The 19,557-nt window shown below is 68.0% G+C and carries 20 protein-coding genes; 12 read left to right on the forward strand and 8 right to left on the reverse strand.

The window, feature by feature from the left end; genetic code table 11:
• Window positions 1-26: 26 nt before the first annotated feature.
• Together E2L08_RS13395 and E2L08_RS13400 are read right to left on the reverse strand one after the other, a co-directional pair.
• The gene (locus E2L08_RS13395; RefSeq protein WP_133397597.1) at window positions 27-782 is read right to left on the reverse strand and encodes an ATP-binding cassette domain-containing protein; all 756 of its coding nucleotides are present in this window, start codon (window positions 780-782) and stop codon (window positions 27-29) included.
• Window positions 775-1,482: an ABC transporter permease gene (locus E2L08_RS13400; RefSeq protein ID WP_133397598.1), complete on the reverse strand. Its 708-nt coding sequence runs from the start codon at window positions 1,480-1,482 to the stop codon at window positions 775-777. Before E2L08_RS13400 ends, E2L08_RS13395 begins: the two co-directional genes overlap by 8 nt.
• 165 nt (window positions 1,483-1,647) lie before the next feature.
• Here E2L08_RS13400 and tsaA point away from each other — a divergent pair, with 165 nt between their 5' ends.
• Genes tsaA through E2L08_RS13425 form a run of 5 tightly spaced genes read left to right on the forward strand, consistent with a single transcriptional unit; the run spans window position 1,648 to window position 5,806 of the window.
• Window positions 1,648-2,139, forward strand: a complete 492-nt coding sequence (gene tsaA / locus E2L08_RS13405) for a tRNA (N6-threonylcarbamoyladenosine(37)-N6)-methyltransferase TrmO (RefSeq protein WP_133397599.1) — start codon at window positions 1,648-1,650, stop codon at window positions 2,137-2,139.
• Between the two features lie 23 nt (window positions 2,140-2,162).
• Entirely contained in the window at window positions 2,163-2,954 is a 792-nt protein-coding gene (locus E2L08_RS13410) for a molybdate ABC transporter substrate-binding protein (protein ID WP_133397640.1), read from the forward strand.
• A gap of 1 nt (window position 2,955) precedes the next feature.
• Window positions 2,956-3,987, forward strand: coding sequence for an iron ABC transporter substrate-binding protein (locus tag E2L08_RS13415; RefSeq protein ID WP_133397600.1), 1,032 nt, complete (start codon window positions 2,956-2,958; stop codon window positions 3,985-3,987).
• Window positions 3,960-4,982, forward strand: coding sequence for a FecCD family ABC transporter permease (locus tag E2L08_RS13420; RefSeq protein ID WP_133397601.1), 1,023 nt, complete (start codon window positions 3,960-3,962; stop codon window positions 4,980-4,982). Before E2L08_RS13415 ends, E2L08_RS13420 begins: the two co-directional genes overlap by 28 nt.
• Window positions 4,982-5,806 carry an ABC transporter ATP-binding protein gene (locus tag E2L08_RS13425; protein ID WP_206077017.1) on the forward strand — a complete coding sequence of 275 codons (825 nt, stop codon included), beginning with the start codon at window positions 4,982-4,984 and terminating at the stop codon, window positions 5,804-5,806. Before E2L08_RS13420 ends, E2L08_RS13425 begins: the two co-directional genes overlap by 1 nt.
• Here the strand turns inward: E2L08_RS13425 and E2L08_RS13430 are convergent.
• Window positions 5,761-5,970, reverse strand: coding sequence for a TOBE domain-containing protein (locus tag E2L08_RS13430; protein WP_133397602.1), 210 nt, complete (start codon window positions 5,968-5,970; stop codon window positions 5,761-5,763). The two genes, E2L08_RS13425 and E2L08_RS13430, sit on opposite strands and share 46 nt — an antisense overlap.
• Window positions 5,971-6,072: 102 nt before the next feature.
• Here E2L08_RS13430 and E2L08_RS13435 point away from each other — a divergent pair, with 102 nt between their 5' ends.
• Together E2L08_RS13435 and E2L08_RS13440 are read left to right on the forward strand one after the other, a co-directional pair.
• Window positions 6,073-7,215: a putative sulfate/molybdate transporter gene (locus tag E2L08_RS13435; RefSeq protein ID WP_133397603.1), complete on the forward strand. Its 1,143-nt coding sequence runs from the start codon at window positions 6,073-6,075 to the stop codon at window positions 7,213-7,215.
• A gap of 192 nt (window positions 7,216-7,407) precedes the next feature.
• A complete protein-coding gene (locus tag E2L08_RS13440) occupies window positions 7,408-8,289 on the forward strand; it encodes a DUF6635 family protein (RefSeq protein ID WP_338069523.1) in 882 nt (293 codons plus the stop codon).
• Between the two features lie 14 nt (window positions 8,290-8,303).
• Here E2L08_RS13440 and E2L08_RS13445 read toward each other — a convergent pair whose 3' ends face one another.
• Genes E2L08_RS13445 through iolD form a run of 4 tightly spaced genes read right to left on the reverse strand, consistent with a single transcriptional unit; the run spans window position 8,304 to window position 12,849 of the window.
• A complete protein-coding gene (locus E2L08_RS13445) occupies window positions 8,304-9,134 on the reverse strand; it encodes a class II fructose-bisphosphate aldolase (protein WP_133397605.1) in 831 nt (276 codons plus the stop codon).
• Window positions 9,131-9,988, reverse strand: a complete 858-nt coding sequence (locus tag E2L08_RS13450; protein WP_133397606.1) for a 5-deoxy-glucuronate isomerase — start codon at window positions 9,986-9,988, stop codon at window positions 9,131-9,133. Before E2L08_RS13450 ends, E2L08_RS13445 begins: the two co-directional genes overlap by 4 nt.
• Window positions 9,989-10,000: 12 nt before the next feature.
• On the reverse strand, window positions 10,001-10,981 hold the full coding sequence (gene iolC / locus E2L08_RS13455; RefSeq protein WP_133397607.1) for a 5-dehydro-2-deoxygluconokinase: 981 nt from the start codon (window positions 10,979-10,981) through the stop codon (window positions 10,001-10,003).
• Complete coding sequence (iolD, locus tag E2L08_RS13460) at window positions 10,981-12,849, reverse strand: 3D-(3,5/4)-trihydroxycyclohexane-1,2-dione acylhydrolase (decyclizing) (RefSeq protein WP_133397608.1); 1,869 nt, start codon at window positions 12,847-12,849, stop codon at window positions 10,981-10,983. The genes iolC and iolD overlap by 1 nt, the downstream gene beginning before the upstream one ends.
• A gap of 114 nt (window positions 12,850-12,963) precedes the next feature.
• Between iolD and E2L08_RS13465 the strand changes: the two genes are divergently transcribed.
• From E2L08_RS13465 to E2L08_RS13475, 3 genes are read left to right on the forward strand one after another with little or no spacing between them, the layout of a single operon-like run.
• Complete coding sequence (locus E2L08_RS13465; RefSeq protein WP_206077018.1) at window positions 12,964-14,067, forward strand: Gfo/Idh/MocA family protein; 1,104 nt, start codon at window positions 12,964-12,966, stop codon at window positions 14,065-14,067.
• 19 nt (window positions 14,068-14,086) lie between these two features.
• Window positions 14,087-14,980, forward strand: a complete 894-nt coding sequence (locus tag E2L08_RS13470; RefSeq protein WP_133397609.1) for a TIM barrel protein — start codon at window positions 14,087-14,089, stop codon at window positions 14,978-14,980.
• An 11-nt stretch (window positions 14,981-14,991) separates the two neighbouring features.
• Window positions 14,992-16,131, forward strand: coding sequence for a Gfo/Idh/MocA family protein (locus E2L08_RS13475; protein WP_133397610.1), 1,140 nt, complete (start codon window positions 14,992-14,994; stop codon window positions 16,129-16,131).
• Here E2L08_RS13475 and E2L08_RS13480 read toward each other — a convergent pair.
• Window positions 16,122-17,210 (reverse strand): LacI family DNA-binding transcriptional regulator, encoded by a 1,089-nt coding sequence (locus E2L08_RS13480; RefSeq protein ID WP_133397611.1) that lies wholly within the window; start codon window positions 17,208-17,210, stop codon window positions 16,122-16,124. The genes E2L08_RS13475 and E2L08_RS13480 overlap by 10 nt on opposite strands.
• Window positions 17,211-17,396: 186 nt before the next feature.
• On the opposite strand from E2L08_RS13480, the gene E2L08_RS13485 reads away from it, so the two are divergent.
• Window positions 17,397-18,347, forward strand: coding sequence for a sugar ABC transporter substrate-binding protein (locus E2L08_RS13485; RefSeq protein WP_133397612.1), 951 nt, complete (start codon window positions 17,397-17,399; stop codon window positions 18,345-18,347).
• Between the two features lie 88 nt (window positions 18,348-18,435).
• Entirely contained in the window at window positions 18,436-19,557 is a 1,122-nt protein-coding gene (locus E2L08_RS13490; RefSeq protein ID WP_133397613.1) for an ABC transporter permease, read from the forward strand.

Below are 19,557 nucleotides of genomic sequence, written 5' to 3' on the forward strand. Positions count from 1 at the left end.
GAAATATCTCCGTTTCCGTTGGGTGGTCAGACGACGATCTTGCCGCCGAGGTAATCCCGCGCCGCCGCGCAGCGGGGTCGGGGAAAGAAATCCGGGGCGGGGCTGTGCTCGGCCACGCGGCCGCGGTGCAGGAACACCACGTCGTCGGCCATGCGCCGGGCCTGCCCCATGTCATGGGTGACGAAGACGATGCGCACGCCGCGCGCCCGCGCGTCCGACACGATACGCTCGATGGCCAGCACCGAGGCCGGGTCGAGGCTGGCGGTCGGCTCGTCGAGAAACAGCACCTCGGGGTCGGTGGCCAGCGCACGGGCCAGCGCGAGGCGCTGCGCCTCGCCCCCAGACAGGAGCCGCGCAGGCTGCGCGGCCTTGTGCGCGAGCCCGACGTGATCGAGCAGCGCCGCGCGCCGCCCCGCATCCTTGCCGCGCGCCTTGAGCACGAAATCGAGGTTCGCCGCGACCGACCGGCGCAGCAGCACGGGTTTCTGGAACACCAGCGCCTGCCGCCGCGTGACCTCGCGCGGGGCATGGCCGCCCCAGTCGATGCGGCCCGCGCTAGGCTCGATCAACCCGTGGAGAAGCTTGAGAAGCAGGCTCTTGCCCGACCCGTTCGGGCCCATGACCATGGTGCATCCTATGGCGCCAAGATCCAGCGCGAGCCCGTCGAGGACCGTCGTCTCGCCGAAACGCAGTACCAGATCGCGCACCGTCAGCGGCAGCATCGGCGCCTCGGAGGACCGGCGCGCCGCACCCGCGGCGGGGAGGCTCAGCGCGTCAGACATAGGCGTGCCGCGCGGCCGTGATGCGAACCGATTGCACCGCCGCATTCACCCCCAGCGCGATCACCAGCAGCACGATCCCCAGCGCCAGCGCCAACGCCAGATCGCCCTTTGACGTCTCGAGCGCGATGGCCGTCGTCATCACGCGGGTCAGGTGGTCGATATTGCCGCCGACGATGATGACCGCCCCCACCTCGGCCACGGCGCGGCCGAACCCGGCCAGCCCGACGGTCAGAAGCGAATAGCGCGCGTCCCACAAAAGCGCCCGGATCGTCTGGAGCCGCGTGAGGCAGAGCGAACGGAACTGCTCGGCATATTCGGTGTGCAGATCCTCGAGCACCTGCCGCGACAGCGCCGCGACGATGGGCGCGATCAGGATCGTCTGGGCGACGATCATCGCCGTGGGCGTATAGAGAAGGCCCAGAAAACCCAGCGGGCCGGATCGCGACAGGTGCAGATAGACCAGCAGCCCCACCACCACCGGGGGCAGCCCCATGAGCGCGTTCATCACGATCAGCACGACATCGCGCCCCCGGAACCGCCCGATGGCCACCAGCGCCCCGATGGGCAGGCCGACGAGGCAGGCGATGACGGTCGCCGACAGGCTGACGCGCAGCGACAGCAGCACGATCTCGAGCAGGTCTGCATCGCCCGACAGCACCAGCGCCACCGCAAGCCCAAGGGCATCCCCTATATCGTGCACGCGCCCCCCTTTGGTGCATAATTTCCAGCCAGACGATAGCTATGCAGCTTTCCCGAGCGAGTTCAAGGCTGGCCTTTACCGGGAAACCCGCGCAAACAGGGATGGAATCGGTCTTCCGCAAAAGGGATCGACACAAATGGTACTGCATAATTTACGGAACCCCGAATGAGCACCGCCGACGACCTGCGGCCCGGCGAGCGGGCGATAGACACGGACCCGCCCGGCGATGCCGCGCTGCGCTTCATCGGGCGGATCGAGACACCCTGGGCGCGGCGCGAGGATTGTCCGCGGCAAGGGCGGCTCGACGGGCCGGAATGCCGCGTCGTGCTCGATCCCGCCTGGCACGACGCGCTCGAGGGTCTCGAGGCCTATGACCGGATCGAACTGCTCTACTGGCTCGACCGCAGCCGTCGCGACCTCGTTCGGCAAAGCCCGAAAAACGACGGCCGGACCGTCGGCACCTTTGCCCTGCGCTCGCCCGTCAGGCCGAACCCTATCGGCACGAGCATTGTGCACCTCGAGCGGATCGAGGGCGGCACGCTGGTCGTGCGCGGGCTCGACTGCCTCGACGGCACGCCCCTGATCGACGTGAAGCCCGACCGCTGCGCCTTTACCCCGCTGGCTCCCGCCAAGCCGGGCGAGGACACCGCCCCGTGACGACCCCCTTTCCGAGGAATGCCATGTACCGAAATCTCGTTCTCGCCCTGGGTCTCGGCCTGTCGATGACCGCCGCTCATGCCCAGGACCTGTCGCTTTACGCGGCGGGCAGTCTCAAGGCCGCGATGTCCGATATCGCGCGCGACTATACGCAGGCCCATGGCAGCGGGGTTGCCACGACCTTCGGGCCCTCGGGGCTGCTGCGCGAGCGTATCGAGGGCGGCGAGGCCGCGCATGTCTTTGCCTCGGCCAACATGCGCCACCCCCGCACGCTGGCCGAGGCCGGCAAGGGCGGGCCGGTCGCGCTCTTCGCGCGCAACGGGCTGTGCGCGCTCGCGCGGCCCGGTCTCGAGGTGACGACCGACAGTCTGCTCGACACCATGCTGGACGAGGACACCCGGCTCGGCACCTCGACGCCCAAGGCCGATCCGTCGGGCGACTACGCCTTTGCGCTGTTCGACAAGACCGACCACGCCGAGGCGCTCAAGGCCAAGGCGCTGCAACTGACGGGCGGCCCCGACAGCGCGACGCCGCCCGAGGGGCGCAACGCCTATGCCTGGGTGCTCGACAGCGATCAGGCCGACCTGTTCCTGACCTATTGCACCAACGCGGTTCTGGCCCGCAACGAGGTGCCGGACCTGCAGATCGTGCAGGTGCCCCCGGCCCTGGCGGTCGGGGCCGATTACGGGCTGATCGTGCTGGACGACGCCCCGGCCGAGGCATGGCGGCTCGCGCTCTATATCCTGTCGCCCGCGGGCCAGTCCGTGCTGGCCGATTACGGCTTCGACGTGGGCGCGCGCCCACGGGAGGACTGAGATGCGCGCGGTCCTTCTGACGCTCGCGCTGCTGTTGGCCGCGCCGCTCGAGGCGCGCAGCGTCACCGACAGCGCCGGTCGCACCGTCGAGATCCCCGACACGGTCAACACGGTCTTTGCCGCCGGCCCCCCGGCCGCGATCCTCGTCTATATCCTCAAGCCCGAGGCACTGACCGGCTGGCCGCGCGCGCTGCGCCCGGAGGAGCGGGACTATATCGCCGCGCCCTTCCGCGACCTGCCCGAGACCGGGCGCATCACCGGCCGCGGCGGCGAGGCCAATCTCGAACGCGTGCTCGAGATCGCGCCCGATCTCATCATCGATTTCGGCTCGGTCCGCGACACCTATACCGATCTCGCGAACCGCGTTCAGGACCAGACCGGCATTCCCTACCTGCTGATCGACGGGCGGTTCGAGAACACGGCCGGGGCGCTGCGCCTGCTGGGCGACGCGCTGGGCGTGCCCGAACGGGCCGAGGCGCTGGCCGCGGATGTCGAGGCCACATTCGCCCGGATCGACGCCATGCTCGAGGCCATCCCCGAAAAGGATCGCCCCCGTGTCTATCTGGCCCGCGGACCCGAAGGGCTCGAGACCGGGATGAAGGGGTCGATCAATACCGAGATCATCGAACGCGCGGGCGGCCGCAACGTGGCCGATGACGGTGGCGCGACGCGCGGGCTGGTACAAAGCTCGATGGAGCAGGTGATCGTCGCCGATCCCGACACGATCGTGACGTGGGATCCGAACTTCTACGCCGCTGTCTTCGACGATCCGCTCTGGCAGGGCGTCGATGCGGTCGATGCGGGCCGGGTCTACCTGTCCCCCACGGCGCCTTTCGGCTGGATCGACCGCCCGCCCTCGCTCAACCGCATGATGGGGCTGATCTGGATGGCGGGGCTGCTTTATCCCGACGGTTGGGAGGGCGACCTCCGCGAGGACACGCGGGCGTTCTACAAGCTCTATTACCACGTCGATCTCGACGACGACGCGCTGGAAAGGCTGCTCGAATGGGCCGAGGGACGACCGCCGATGTGACCGCACCGCGCCCCGCGCCGACGCTTGCGGGATGGCTGACGCTGGGGCTCGCCGCCCTGTCGATCGGCGCGCTCATGGTCGGCCCCTATGGCCTGACGCCCGGCGAGGTGGTCGCGGCGCTCGTCGGCCGGGGCGATCCGCAGGCGGCGGTCGTGGTGTGGAACATCCGCCTGCCGCGCGTCGGCGCCGCGCTGCTGGTGGGCGCGGCGCTGGCCGCCGCCGGGGCGAGCTACCAGGCGCTGTTTCGCAATCCGCTCGTCTCGCCCGATATCCTCGGGGTCTCGGCCGGTGCAGGGCTCGGGGCGGTGGCGGGGATATTCCTGTCGCTGCCGGTGGCCGCGATCCAGCTTTCGGCCTTTGCGGGCGGGATGGCGGCGGTGGCGGTCGTGGCGTTCGTCGCGTCACTGGTGCGCAATACCGACCGCACGCTGACGCTGGTGCTGATCGGCGTGGTGATCGGGGCGCTGGCCGGTGCCGCGACCTCGCTGCTCAAGGTCATGGCCGATCCATATGACCAGTTGCCCGCGATCACCTTCTGGCTGCTCGGCTCGCTCGCCGCCGTAACCTCGGGCGACATCCTGCCCGCCCTGCCCGCGGTGGCGGCCGGGCTTGTGCCGCTGGCGCTTTTGCGCTGGAGGATCAACGTGCTGAGCCTCGGCGACGAGGAGGCCAGCGCGCTCGGGGTCGAGGCCGCCCGCACCCGGTTTCTCGTCATCGTCGCCGCGACGCTCATCACCGCCAGCGTCACTGCGCTGGCCGGTGTCGTGGGATGGGTCGGGCTCGTGATCCCGCATATCGCGCGGATGCTGGTCGGGCCGGGGTTCGGGCGGCTCTTGCCGGCCTCGGCGCTGATCGGCGCGGGCTACCTGCTGGTCGTCGACACGCTGGCGCGCACGATGGCGCAGATCGAGGTGCCGCTGGGCATCCTGACGGCCGTTATCGGGGCGCCGTTCTTCGTATGGCTCCTGGCGCGCGGACGGCGGGGGTGGTCGTGATGCTCGAGGCGCGGGACCTGTCCATCGGCTACGGCACGACGGTCGTCGGCACCCGCCTGTCGCTGGTCGCGCGCCCCGGCGACGTGGTGTGCCTGCTGGGGCCGAACGGCTGCGGCAAGACCACGCTGTTCCGCACGATCCTGGGTCTGCTGCCGGCGCTGGCAGGCAGCGTGATGCTGGGGGGCAAGCCGATCGCGCAACAGCGCCGCGCCGAGATCGCGCGCCGCATCGCCTATGTCCCGCAGGCCCATGCCCCGCCCTTTCCCTTCGAGGCGCTGGACGTCGTGCTGATGGGCCGCACGGCGCGGCTGGGCCTGTTCGGGCAACCCGGCGCCCGCGACCGCGCGGCCGCGCGTCACGCCATGGCGCGGCTGGGCATCGCGGACCTTGCGCATCGCGACTATTCCCGCCTGTCGGGGGGGCAGCGCCAGCTCGTGCTGATCGCCCGCGCGCTGGTGCAGGAGGCCGCGCTGATCGTCATGGACGAGCCGACCGCGAGCCTCGATTTCGGCAACCGCGCGCAGGTGCTGGCCCAGATCGCGGGGCTGACGCGCGACACGGGCGCGGCGGGCTGCGGCGTCATCCTGTCGACCCACGACCCCGATCAGGCCTTTGCGCTGGATGCGAGGGTGCTCTTGATGAAAGACGGCCGGCCCCATGCCGAGGGGCCGGCCGATACGGTTCTGACCGCGCGCAACCTCAGCGCGGTCTATGGCATCCCCGTCACGGTCGAGACGACGCGCGGCGGGCGCAAGGTTTGCCTGCCGTCGCTCGACCTTCAGTCCGCGCCGACGATGACGTCGGACGCCTTGACGATGGCATAGGCCGTCTTGCCGACCTCGAGCCCCAGATCCTCGACCGAGGCATTGGTGATCATCGCCGTGACGGTCGCACCGCCGCCGAGGTCGATCTGCACGGTCGAGTTGACCGCGCCCTTGTCGATGGCCTTGACGGTACCGGCGAGCTTGTTGCGTGCGCTGAGTTTCATGGTCCCTATCTCCTGCGTGTCGCTTGACGCATCATGGTATGGCCCGTGGCGGCGAATGCAATGCGAGGCCGCCGCAGTGTCGACCCGGACCGCGACAGAACGATGACCGACCGCACCGATCCCGCCTTTCGTTTCGACCTGCGCGATTTCAACGGCGCGCTGGGCGATATCGGAACGCTGCTGCCGCTGACCCTCGGGGCCATCGCGCTGGTCGGGCTGTCGGCACAGACCGTGCTCATGGGGTTCGGGCTGGTCTATATCGCGTCGGGGCTGATCTACCGCTTGCCCGTCCCCGTCCAGCCGATGAAGGCCATCGCGGCCGTCGCCCTCGTCGGAGGGGTGACGCCCGGCGCGATGGCCATGGCGGGGGTCGCCATCGGGCTGATCCTCGTCGTTCTGGGCAGCAGCGGGGTCATCGACCGGATCGCGCGGCTGGTGCCGCAATCGGTCATGTCGGGCCTGCAACTGGGCCTCGGGGTGGCGCTCGGCTGGCTGGCGCTGACGCTGATGGCCGGGCAGCCGCTCATCGCGGCGGTATCGCTTGCCGTGGCGGCGGCGGCGCTGCGGCGGGGCACCCATGCCGCCCTCGCCGCGTTGCTATGCGGTGCGGCGCTGGGCTGGATCGCGGGCCATCCGGGCCTTGCCCCGGAGGCCGCTCCCCATGCCGGCACATGGCCGCCCGCCCTGCCCGTCGCGGACGATCTACGGGTCGCGCTGTTCGACCTCGCGCTGCCGCAACTGGCGCTGACGGTGACGAACGCGGTCTTTCTGACGGTGCTGGTCGCGGGCGACAGTTTCGGCGCGCGCGCCGCGACGGTGACGCCCCGCCGGTTGTGCCTGACCTCGGGGGCGGCGAACCTGCTGCTCGCGCCGCTGGGCGCGCTGCCCATGTGTCACGGCGCGGGCGGGCTGGCCGCGCATCACCGCTTCGGCGCCCGGACCGGAGGCGCCCCGATCATGCTCGGCGCGGTGCTGATGGCGCTGGCCTTCCTGCCGCACGAGATCCGCGGCCCGGCCCTGCAGGCGATCCCCGCAGCCACGCTGGGCGCGCTCTTGCTGATTGCCGCGATCGAGCTCGGGGCCAGCCGCCGCCTCATCGACGCCCGCCCCTCCTGCCGGCCCGTCATCGCGGTCACGGCGGCCATGACGCTGATCGCGAACCCGCTGATCGGCCTTGTCGCCGGCACAATGGCCGAGATCGCCCGCAAGCTGATCCTGTCGCAGAGGCGGGCAAAGCAGGAGTGACGACGGCGGCATGACGCCCAAGGGGCGCGCGGCCCCTCGCCAGACGGGCCTTGCGTACATATCTCAGACCGAGGCCCGTTCGCCGCCACAGGAGAGCCCCCCATCGCCCCGGTTCCACCGTCATCGCGTGTCGATCTGCCGCCGTCCGGCGATCCTGTCGCGCGCGCGTATCTCGACGCCTGCCGGGCGCGGATCGATGGCTTTGTCGCGCGGCATTTCACATGGCCGGGGACGCTGCGGCTGCATCGCGCGGCCTTCGGTCGGGATATCCTGCGCGCGCCTTGCAATGTCGTGCTGTCGCCCGTGCTTGTTCTGAGCCGGGTCGGCGCGGCGCTTTTCCGTCGGGTCGGTTGGGTCCGCTGGGCGGAGTGGCTGTCGCGACGGCGGATCCTGCTGCCGACCGCGGTTTCGCGCCGGGTCGAGATCCTGCTTGCCGCCGAGCTTCTCGATCTCGCGCCCGCGGGCGTGGTCGATCCGGGCGACCCGGATACGCTGGCCCGCGCCGTGCTGGAGGCGCCGCAGTTGCGCGCGGCGTTCCGCGATTGCGCCAGCCCCGACGCGGCCCATGGCCTCGCGCAGAGGATCGAGGGGGCGGTCGGGGAATACGCGGGCACCCGCTCGGCCGTGGCCGAGATCACGGTGACGGCCTGCGTGCTGGTCGTGGGCGCGCTCGTGTTCCAGGCGCTGACGCCGGGCATGATCTCGATGGCGCCGGGCGTGGCCGATGCACTGGCCCGCAGCACCGCCATCGCGTCTTTCCCCTTGGGCGAGACGCTGGGCGGCGCGTGGTACGGGATTTTCGGCATAGGCGCGTCGCCCTGGCTGATCGGCGCGACGGTCGCGGCCTCGGTCATGGCGGGATCGGTCTTTGCAGCCTTTGCGGGCATCGTCGCCGACCCGGTGCAAAGCCTGGCCGGCATCCACCGCCGCCGCCTCGCGCGCCTTCTGGATACGCTCGAGGCGGATATCGCGGGCCGGCGCGACAGACCCTTCACCGCCCGCGAACACATCTACGCCCGCGCCTTCGACCTCTGGGACGCGGCGGCGAGCGCGTTCCGGCTGTTTCGAAACTAGGAGCGGAGCCCTGCTCAGCCCCGTTTCAGCGCGCTCAGGACCGTTCGGGTGGCGGCGACCAGCGGTTCATGGGTTTCGCGCAGGATCTGCACGCGGTCGAACCTGTCCGGGTCGCGCTCCACCGCCGCGCGCAGCGCCCGCCCGAAGGCCATGCGCAGCTCGGTGCCGATGTTGAACTTGCAGATCGCCGAGCCATGCGCCAGCGCGCGCCGCTGTGCGACCGGCACGCCCGAGCCGCCATGAATGACCAGCGGAACCTGCGTGACCGCCTCGATGGCGCGGATGCGCTCCTCGTCCAGACCGCCTTGCCTGTCCTGTTGCAGATGGACGTTGCCCACCGAGATCGCCATCGCGTCGACGCCCGTATCCCGCGCAAAGCGCGCGGCCTCGTCGGGGTCGGTTCCGGCCGAGATTTCGCCGCCGGAATAGCCCACGAACCCGATCTCGCCCTCGCAGGAGACGCCCGCGGCGTGGGCCATGTCGACGATGGCCGCGGTTTCGTCGATGTTGCGGGCCAGCGGTTTGCGCGAGCCGTCATACATCACCGAGGTAAAGCCGCTGTCGATTGCGATGCGGCACTCTTCGGTCGTGTAGCCGTGATCGAGATGGGCGACGACTGGAACGGACGCGGTTTCGGCGAGGTGGCGGAACATCGCGCCCAGCACCGGCAGCGGCGTATGTTCGCGGCAGGAGGGCCCGGCCTGCAGGATCACCGGGCAATCCTCGGCCTCGGCGGCGGCGACATAGGCGCGCATGTCCTCCCACCCGAGGGTGACGAGCCCCGCCACGGCATAGCCGTCGCGCAGCGCGGGTTGCAGGACCTGCGACAGGGTGACGAGGCTCATTTGAACTTGGCCACCATGTCCATGATGCCGGGAATGGTATGGAGCTGCTCCGCGTGGGTCGGCTGGAAATACTGCTTGAGGCTGCGCTGGCTGAGGCCGCCAAGGATGGTGAAGTAATACATCTCGTAGCCCGGCAGCACGGCGCAGGGGTGATAGCCCTTGTCGATCAGCACCGTCGAGCCGTTCATGATGTGATAGGCGGCGCCGGGCTCGTTCACTTTGCGCTGCAGCATCTGAAGGCCCGAGCCGTAATCGGGACGGAACCGGAAATTGTAGGTCTCGTCGTGGCGGGTCTCGATCAGTTCGCCCGTCTCGTCGCGGCGGTCGGTGTCGTGCTTGTGCGACGGAAAGCCGGACCAGCCGCCCTGCCCCACCGTGTAAAGCTCGGACACCAGCAGGCGGCCGACCCGGTCGTGATGCCCGGCGCCCAGGATATGCTTGATCTTGCGATGGGTCTTGGTGTCGTCGGACCCGTATTGTACCACGTCCAGATCGGCGGCCCGGACCGCGAAAGGCGCGAGTTTGGTGTCGTAGCGCGCCCCGGCGACAAAGGTTTCGGTGGCGTCCGTGGTGCAGGTGATGCGGACGCTGGCGCCGGAGGGGACATAGACGCCTTCGGGCTCGCCATCCCAGACGTTCTCGGTCCGCTGGCCGATCCCGTCAAAGGCGGTCCCGTCCACCTCGACATTCACGGTTCCGGTGGCCGGAACGACGCAGGTCTCGTAGCCCGCCACGGAGTAGTCGAAGCTCTCGCCCTCTTTCAGCTTGACGATGTTGAAGTAATTCAGCGGGACGAGGTCGTGATCCGCGTCGACGATGGGCATGTTGGCATTGTCATGGGGCGCGATATGCATCGGCCTCTCCTTTCAGGGTTCTGTGGGGCCGGGATGGTCGGCCAGGAAATCGTCGAGCTGTCGCGCGTCGGGCATCGCCGGGGCGCAGCCCGGCTGGCTGACGACGATCGAGGCGCAGGCCGAGCCGCGCAGCACCGCCTCGCGCAGGGGCCGGCGCTCGGCGATGCCGGCAAGCAGCCCCGCGATGAAGCTGTCGCCCGCCCCGTTGGGCTTGACGGCCGTGACGGGATAGATGCCGGTGCGGATTTCCTCGCCGCGCGCAAAGGTGATCGCACCGCCCTCGCCCATCTTGTAGATCACGAGCTTGCCCGAGGCGGCCAGCGCACGCGCCTTTTCGAGCCCCTTGTCGATGCCGCCCGCCATGAAGCCGAACTCCTCGTCGTTGCCGACGATCATGTCGCTCTCTTCGCCGGCGCGGGTCAGCGTCTCGGACGCGACCTGTGCCGAGGGCCAGCTATAGGGGCGATAGTCTATGTCGAAGATCACCGGGATGCCGGCCTTGCGGGCGTTCTCGAACGCGCGGAAGGTCGAGCCGCGCGACGGCTCGGCGGCAAAGACGGTCCCGGCGGTGATCAGGGCGCCGAAATCCGCGTAATCCACCCGGTCCACGTCGTCTCGCGTGACCTGGAAATCGACGGCGTTGTTGCGGTAGATGCAGAGCTGGAAATCGTCCATCGTGCTTTCGTAGACGGCGAGCGAAACGCGGTATTCGCCGCCCAGAACCTTCACGTATCGGGTGTCGACGCCGTAATGGCGCAGCCGGTTGGTGCAGAACCGCCCCACGGTGTCGTCGCTGACCGAGGTCACGAGCGCCGATGCCATGCCCAGCTTGCACAGCCCGGCGCAGATATTGGCCGAGGATCCGCCCAGATCGGCGCGAAAGGTCTCGGCATTCTCGGCCTTGGTGCCCTGCGGATCGGCGAACAGGTCCATGCCGGCCCGTCCGAACACCGCGAAACGGCCCTTTTCGATGCCCCGGATCAGATGCTCCATCAGATCCCCCGCCGCTGACCGGCGCGCCCGGCTTCCTGTTCCTCGTGGGCCTTGCGGACGCTTTCGCTGTCGGTGACATTTGGCGTGCCCACCTCCCACCAGGCGTGGCCTTCGGTGGTCCAGCCCTCGTAGGCATCCACGTCCATGACGATCACGTAGCTCTTGTCCGACCGCTTGGCGCGCTTGAACGCCTCGGCCAGTTCCGCGGGGGTGTCGACCTTTTCGGCCGCGGCCCCCATCGAGGCGGCATGGGCCACGAAATCCACGCCGAAGGGCTCGGGGATCGTCGGGCAATCGGAGAGCAGGTTGTTGAAGCTTTCGTTGCCGGTATTGTTCTGCAGCTTGTTGATGACCGCAAAGCCGCCATTGTCGAGAACCAGCACGATCAGCTTCTTGCGGCTGAGGACGCTGGAATAGAGGTCCGAGTTCAGCATCAAGTATGAGCCGTCGCCGCAAAAGGTTATGGTATCGCGGTCGGGCTCCCGCTCCATCTGGGCGATGCGGGCGCCCCAGGCCCCCGCGATCTCGTAGCCCATGCAGGAAAAGCCGAACTCGACATCGACCGTTCCGGTCTCGAGCGTGCGCCAGTTGGCCGTGACCTCGGCCGGCAGGCCGCCGGCCGCGGCCACCACCCGGTCGCGCGGATGGCAGAGATCGTTCACGATGCCGATGGCCTGCGCGTAGGAGTTCGGCCGATTGCCGGGCGCGACGTTGCGCGCGACATAGGCATCCCAGTCGCGGCGTTCCTCGCGCGCGAAACGCACCCACGCCTCGGGCGCGGTGTAGTCGAGCGCCGCGTCCAGCGCCGCCAGCGACAGCCTGGCATCGCCCACGACCGGCAGCGCCATGTGCTTGCCCGCGTCGTGGCGCGCGGCGTTGATCGAGACGATCCGCGCATCCCCGGCAAAGGCGGTCCATGACCCGGTGGTGAAATCCTGCAACCGGGTTCCGACGGCGAGGATCACGTCGGCCTTGCCCGCCACGGCATTGGCGCTGTTCGATCCGGTCACGCCGATGGGGCCTGTATTCAGCTCGTGCGTCGCCCGCATGTTCGCGCGCCCGGCGATGGTCTCGACCACCGGGATGCGGTGCCGTTCGGCAAAGGCGGTCAGTTCCGCCACCGCGCGCGAATACTGCACCCCGCCGCCCGCGACGATCACCGGGCGCTCGGCGGCCCGGATCGCGGCGGCGGCATCGGCGATCTCGGCCGCGTCGGGCGACTGGCGGCGGATGCGGTGTACCCTCTCGGCAAAGAACTCGGCCGGATAGTCATAGGTCCAGCCCTGCACATCCTGCGGCAGCGCGATGAAGGCCGGTCCGCAATCGGCCGGGTCGAGCATGGTAGCGATCGCGGCGGGAAGCGACTGGATCACCTGCGCCGGATGACAGATGCGGTCCCAGTAGCGGCTGCACGGCCTGAAGGCGTCGTTCACCCCGAGGGTCGGATCGTAGAAGTTCTCCATCTGCTGGAGCACCGGGTCCGGCAACCGCGTGACGAAGGTATCGCCGCAAAGCATGAGCATCGGCAGGCGGTTGGCATGGGCGAGCCCGGCGGCCGTCAGCAGGTTGGCGGTGCCCGGCCCGGCCGAGGCGGTGCAGAACATGAAGCGCTGGCGTAGCCATTGCTTGGCATAGCCCGCGGCGGCAAAGCCCATGCTGGTCTCGTTCTGCCCGCGATAGAGCGGCAGCTCGTCCCGCACGTTATGCAGCGCCTCGCCGAGACAGGTCACGTTGCCATGGCCGAAGATGCCGAAACCGCCGCCGCACAGGCGCATCCGCGTTCCGTCGATCTCGATATACTGGTTGACGAGCCAGCGGATGATCGCCTGGGCCGTGGTCAGCCGGACGGTGTTCTCGGATGCGGGCATGCGGCGCAAACCTCCCTGAAACTTCTGGCGGCCGGCGAAAGCCGCTTGCGGGTCGTCGGGGCTCAGGATACAGCTTTTGCAACCGGTTGCAAATTGAAATGCAAGGACGCTGGAATGACGCAGATCGGCATCGGAATCCTCGGCGGCGGCTACATGGGCAAGGCGCACGCGGTCGCCATGTCCGCGGTGGGGGCCGTCTTCGACACGGCGCTGCGCCCCCGGCTGGAGATGGTCTGCGCCGCCTCGCCCGAAAGCGCCGAACGGTATCGCGCGGCCTACGGTTTCGCGCGGAGCACCGGCGATTGGCAGGCGCTCGTCTCGGACCCGCTGGTCGATGCCATCGTGATCGCCACCCCGCAGGATACGCATCGCGCGATCGCCGAGGCGGCCTTTGCCCTCGGCAAGCCGGTGTTCTGCGAAAAACCGCTGGGCGCCTCACTCGACGACAGCGCGGCGATGGTCGCCGCCGCCGAAGACTCCGGCGCGGTTAATATGGTGGGCTTCAACTATATCCGCACGCCGGCAAGCCAGTTCGCGCGCCAACTCATCGCCGATGGCGAGATCGGCGAGGTGACGTGGTTCCGCGGCGAGCATACCGAGGATTTCCTCGCCGATCCGCAGACCCCCGCAAGCTGGCGGACGAGCGGAATGGCGAACGGCACGATGGGCGATCTGTCGCCACACATGATCAACGGGGCGCTCGCCCTGATGGGGCCGATCACGCGGGTGATCGGCAGCTACGAGACGGTCCATGCCTCCCGCCCCGGCGGCGCGGTGACGAATGACGATCACGGGCAGATGATGTGCCGTTTCGAGAACGGCGCGATGGGGCAGATGTATTTCTCGCGCATCTCGACGGGGCGCAAGATGGGCTATGCCTACGAGATCTCCGGCACGAAAGGCGCGCTCCGCTTCGATCAGGAGGACCAGAACGCACTCTGGCTCTATCGCAGCGAGGGCCCCGAGGCGACGCGCGGATTCACCAGGATCCTGACGGGCCCCGCCCATCCCGATTACGCGGCCTTCTGCCAGGGGCCGGGACACGGCACCGGCTACCAGGACCAGATCATCATCGAGGCGCGGGATTTCCTGCGCGCGATCGAAACCGGCAAGGCCATCTGGCCGACCTTTCGCGACGGGCACGAGGTGAACCGGGTGATCGCCGCGACGCTCGCCTCGGCCGATGCCGGGTCATGGAAAGATATCAGCGACTTCTGACGACGGGAGACACCGAAGAATGACCATCCGCATCGGCAACGCGCCCTGTTCCTGGGGTGTGGAGTTCGCCAACGACCCGCGCAATCCGACATGGCGGCATGTCCTCGCCGAATGTGCCGCGGCGGGCTACAAGGGGATCGAGCTCGGCCCCGTGGGCTTCATGCCCGAGGACCCGGACGTGCTGCGCGACGGGCTGCACGAGCATGGGCTGGAGTTGATCGGCGGCGTCGTGTTCCGCCCCTATCACGACCCCGATGCCTGGGACGACGTGCTGGACGCGACCCACCGCACCGCCAGGGCGCTGCGCGCGCATGGCGCGAAACACCTCGTGCTGATCGACTCGATCTCGCCCCGCCGCGCGCCGACCGCGGGCCGCGCCGCCGAGGCCGAGGCGATGGACAAGGCCGAATGGGTGGCCTACCGCGACCGCATCGCGGAATCGGCGCGCATCGGGACCGAGGAATACGGGCTGACCGTCGGCATCCACGCCCATGCGGCGGGTTTCATGGATTTCGAGCCCGAGCTCGAGCGGCTGCTGGACGAGGTCGACGAGAAGATCCTCAAGATCTGCTTCGACACCGGGCACCATTCCTATGCGGGCTTCGACCCGGTGGCGTTCATGCGAAAGCATATCGGCCGGATTTCCTACATGCATTTCAAGGATATCGACCCCGAGGTGAAAGCGCGCGCGATCGAGAACCGTACCGGGTTCTACGATACCTGCGGCCAGGGCATCTTTTGCAACCTCGGCGAAGGCGATGTCGATTTCCCCGCCGTTCGGCAGGTGCTGCTCGACAATGGTTTCGAGGGCTGGTGCACGGTCGAACAGGATTGCGATCCGACGCTCGATCCCAACACGCTCGGCGATGCCCGCAAGAACCGCGAATATCTCGAATCCATCGGCTTCAAGTAAGGGGCACGGACATGACGAAACTGAAATGGGGCATGATCGGCGGCGGCGAAGGCAGCCAGATCGGCCCGGCGCATCGCCTGGGCGCGCAGGCCGATGGCCGGTTCGCGTTCATCGCGGGCGCGCTCGACCATCGCCCCGAAGAGGGACGCGCCTATGCCCGGCGCCTCGGCATCGCGGCCGACCGGGCCTATGGCGACTGGACCGAGATGCTGGCCGGCGAACGGGATCGCGACGACCGGATCGACCTCGTCACGGTGGCGACCCCGAACGCCACGCATTTCGAGATCACCAAGGCCTTCCTCGAGGCGGGCTTCAACGTGCTTTGCGAAAAGCCGATGACCATGACGGTCGAAGAAGGCGAGGAAATCGTCCGCGTGGCCGAGCGTTCCGGCAGGATCTGCGCGGTGAACTACTGCTATTCCGCCTATCCGATGGTGCGGCAGGCGCGCGCCATGGTGCGCAACGGCGAGATCGGCAAGGTCCGGCTGGTGGTCGCGAATTTCTCGCATGGCCATCACGGCGATGCCGCGGATGCCGACAACCCCCGCGTGCGCTGGCGCTATGATCCCGCGATGGCCGGGATCTCGGGGCAGTTCGCCGATTGCGGCATCCACGCGATGCACATGGCGAGCTTTGTCTGCGATGACGAGGTCGAAAACCTGTCGGCGGATTTCGTCTCGACCATTCCCAGCCGCGAGCTCGAAGACGACGCGATGGTGAATTTCCGCATGTCGGGCGGCACGGTCGGGCGACTCTGGACCTCGTCGGTTGCGATCGGGCGGCAACACGGTTTCGACATCCAGGTGTTCGGCGAGACCGGCGGGCTACGCTGGGCCTCGGAGCAGCCAAACCAGTTGCTCTATACGCCGGTCGGCGGACGCACCCAGATCATCGAAAAGGGCGAGGCCGGGCTGCATGAGGATGCGCGGCGCCTCTCGCGCGTCTCCATCGCCCATCCCGAGGGGTTTCCGCTCGCGGTTGCCAATATTTACTGCGATCTCGCGGATGCCATCGCCGGTGAAACGCGGGACGGCCTGCCCGATGCCGCCGCAGGCGTGAGGTCGATGGCGGCCGTGCATGCGGCAGTGGCATCGGCCCGCAAGGACGGCGCCTGGACCGATGCCCGCCCGCCGATGTTCCGTCAGGAGTAGTTTCGGACGCGCCCGAGATCCGTTTCGCCCAGATCGGTCGGAACCTCGGGCGCGTTCACCGCATGTGACCGCGCCCCGGTCGCCGGCAGGGGCCGCAACGTGCCCCTTTCGACGACGGGGCAGGAATAGAGCCGCGCCTCGGGCCGGCGGCCCGGATCCTTGAGCAGCGCGAGCATCAGTTCGATCGAGGAGGACACGATCTCTTGGATCGGCTGGTGGATGGTGGTCAGGTTGATGCTTTCCCACCGCGCCATTTCCATGTCGTTCAGCCCGATGATGCCGATATCGTCGGGGCAGGACAGGCCGCTTTCGGCGATGGCCGACAGCGCCCCGATCGACAGCACGTCGTCGCCGCAGAAATAGGCTTCGGCCGGTTTCGATTTCAGCAGGTCGAGCATGGCTCGGCGGCCCGCGTCGAACGAATAGGCCTCGGCAAAGGAAAAGCTGCTGCGGATTTCGGGATGGAGCGCCAGTTCCGCGTCGAACCCCGCATGGCGATCCTCGGTCGAGGTCGCGTCTTGCGGACCGCCGAGGAAAGCCACGTCCCGGTAGCCGCGCGCGATGAGCGCCCTTGCGGCCGTCCTGCCGGCCTCGCGGTTGTCGATGGTGACGACGTGAACCTGCGGAGAGGGCGAAAAGCGGCCGAAGGAATGGACGACCGGGATACCGGCATCCCGGAACGCCTCGGAGAACTTGGGCGGCAAGGTCGACGAGGCCACCACGACCCCGTCCACGGAATATTGCCGCAGCATCCTGATCGAGCCTTCGGGCTCGATCTCGTCGGTCAGGTTGACCAGCAACGGTCGCAGCCCCGCCCCCTGCAAGCCGCGGGTGAACAGGTCGAAGACCTGTAGGAAGATCGGGTTGCGAAAGTTGTTGGACACCAGCCCGATCAGCTTTGTCCGCCCCGTGGTCAGCGACGAGGCCAGCGCATTGGGGCTGTAGCCGAGTTCCCGCGCGGCCTTTTCCACCTTGCGGCGCATCTTTTCCGAGACCGAGGCCCCGTCGGTGAAGGTACGCGACACGGCCGAGTGCGACACCCCTGCCCTTTCCGCCACGTCTTTCAACGTCACCGCCACAACCCCGCCTCCTCGCGCCGTGGCACCGCCGCCCTGTCGACGGACGTCGCCCCCATCTGGATTGCATGTAAGCTAGCCGTACTGCAACCGGTTGCAAGAAGCGTCGGGATGTGTTTTGCTCGACTCGTTGTTCCGCACCGGTCCAGCGTGATCGGATCGGCGAACGCGAACTCAGGGAGGATGAACATGATCTCAGCGGCAAAGAAGGTTCTCTTGGCGACGGCGGTGGCGACGCTGCCGATGGTATTGGCATCGACGGCCTCGGCGGAGGGCGAGAAATACGTGCTCGTGAGCCACGCGCCCGACAGCGACAGCTGGTGGAACACCATCAAGAACAGCATCGCCCTGGCGGGCGAGCAGATGGATGTCGAGGTCGAATACCGCAACCCGCCCACGGGCGACATCGCCGACATGGCGCGCATCATCGAACAGGTCGCGGCCTCGGGGCCGGACGGGATCATCACCACCCTCGCCGATTTCGACGTGCTGAGCGGCCCGATCCGGTCAGCGGTCGACAGCGGCGTCGACGTGATCATCATGAACACCGGCTCGGCCGAACAGGCGCGCGAACTCGGCGCGCTCATGTATGTCGGTCAGCCCGAATACGACGCGGGGTTCGCCGCCGGTCAGCGTGCCAAGGATGACGGCATCACGTCGTTCCTGTGCGTCAACCACGCGATCCAGCAACCGACGCTGGTGCAGCGGTGCCAAGGCTTTGCCGATGGCCTGGGCGTCGAGCTCGGAAACCAGATGCTCGACAGCGGCACCGACCCCGCCGAGATCAAGAACCGCGTGATGGCCTATCTCTCGGCCAATCCCGACACCGACGCGATCCTGACGCTGGGCCCGCTCTCGGCCGATCCAACCCTGCTCGCACTCGACGAGAACGGCATGGCCGGCGACATCTATTTCGGCACGTTCGACCTTGGCGAAGAGATCGTGAAGGGCATCACCTCGGGCGTGATCGAATGGGGCATCGACCAGCAACCCTTCCTGCAGGCCTATCTGCCGGTGGTGATCCTGACCAACTATCACCGCTACGGCGTGCTTCCGGGCAATAACATCAACTCCGGCCCCGGATTTATCACCGCCGACAACCTCGGCAAGATCGAGGAGTTCGCGGGCGAGTACCGCTGACGATCACCAATGCGAGGGGGCTGGCGACCCGGCCCCCTTTTTGCTCTCGACGCTGCGAGACGAGTTTGAACCCTTGGGGGAGTTGAGCATGACGAACGCGGCCCAACCAGCGGCACCGGACGAACGCATCAAGGAGATATCGGCGTTCCGCAAGGCGCTGATCCGCCCCGAGCTGGGCGGTATCGTCGGAACGATCGCAGTCTTCACCTTTTTCGGGCTGTTCGCCTTCGACAGCGGCATGTTCAATTCGCAGGGCATCATGAACTGGTCCGTCGTCTCGGCGCAGTTCATGATCATCGCCGTGGGCGCCTGCCTGCTGATGATCGCGGGGGAGTTCGACCTTTCGGTCGGCTCGATGATCGGCTTTGCCGGCATGATGATCGCGATCTTTTCGATCACCTATGGCTGGCCCGTCTGGCTTGCCATCATCGTCACCTTCGTCCTGTGTTGCTCCATCGGCGCGCTGAACGGGTGGATCGTCATCCGCACCGGCCTGCCGAGCTTCATCGTGACGCTGGCCTTCCTTTTCATCCTGCGCGGCTTCACGATCTTCCTGCCCCAGGTGCTCGAGCGCAAGACCATCATCGGCGGCGTCTCGGACGCGGCCGAGGGCGACTGGCTGGCCCCGATCTTTGGCGGCAAGATCCTCAAGGGCCTGTTCACCTGGCTGGGCGATGCCGGCGTCATCGCCACCTTCGACCGCGGCACGAATGCCGGGCAACCGGTCGTCGACGGCATCCCCATGCTGATCGTCTGGGCGCTGGGGCTGATCGTGTTCGGCCATGTCCTTCTGACCAAGACCAGGTTCGGGAACTGGCTTTTCGCCGCCGGCGGCGATGCCGAGGCCGCGCGCTATTCGGGCGTTCCGGTCAACCGGGTCAAGATCCTGATGTTCATGTTCACCGCCTTCTGCGCGACAGTCTTCGCGGTCTGCCAGGTGATGGAGTTCGGCTCGGCCGGGGCCGACCGCGGACTTCTGAAAGAGTTCGAGGCGATCATCGCCGTGGTCATCGGCGGCGCGCTTCTGACCGGCGGATACGGCTCGGTCATCGGCGCCGCGCTCGGCGCGCTGATCTTTGGCGTGGTGCAACAGGGCCTGTTCTTTGCAGGGGTCGAAAGCTCTCTCTTCCGGGTGTTCCTGGGCGTGATCCTCTTGGGGGCCGTCATCCTGAACACCTACATCCGACGCATCATCACGGGGGAACGCTGA

The sequence above is a fragment of the Palleronia sediminis genome (genome assembly GCF_004358695.1).
GTDB classification, from domain to species: Bacteria; Pseudomonadota; Alphaproteobacteria; order Rhodobacterales; family Rhodobacteraceae; genus Palleronia; species Palleronia sediminis.